This window comes from Gilliamella sp. Pas-s25, from assembly GCF_009795885.1.
In the GTDB taxonomy this organism is placed as follows: domain Bacteria; phylum Pseudomonadota; class Gammaproteobacteria; order Enterobacterales; family Orbaceae; genus Gilliamella.
On record NZ_WTEV01000100.1, the window covers coordinates 1 to 324 of the forward strand.

General features: G+C 37.0%; 1 protein-coding gene. It reads right to left on the bottom strand.

The annotated features are described in order from the left end of the window. Nucleotides 1-43 precede the first annotated feature (43 nt). Nucleotides 44-268, bottom strand: coding sequence for an HNH endonuclease (locus GQ593_RS13510; RefSeq protein WP_160432487.1), 225 nt, complete (start codon nt 266-268; stop codon nt 44-46). Nucleotides 269-324: the final 56 nt, after the last annotated feature.

Below are 324 nucleotides of genomic sequence, written 5' to 3' on the forward strand. Positions count from 1 at the left end.
TATACAAAACCAATTGCTTTATCATTTTTTAACTCCAACATATTTATTTCCCCTTAGATAATGCTTCGCCACCTATATGGCCTGTTCTTAAATGTTCTCTTGATGGAACCAGTTGCATTCTACCGCGATGTTGATGATGATGCCAAGTATAACCGGGTATTTTAGGTTTACCGGCATTAATTGCGTTTAACTGCTCTGGGGTAAATATCCCGGGATTTATTTCTCCCCTTTGGATAGCCCTTCTTAAATCTTCAGTTGCCATTTTCATTTGTCCTCGATAACTTTTATTGTAAAATTCAGCACTTGGTAACACGGTATCATATT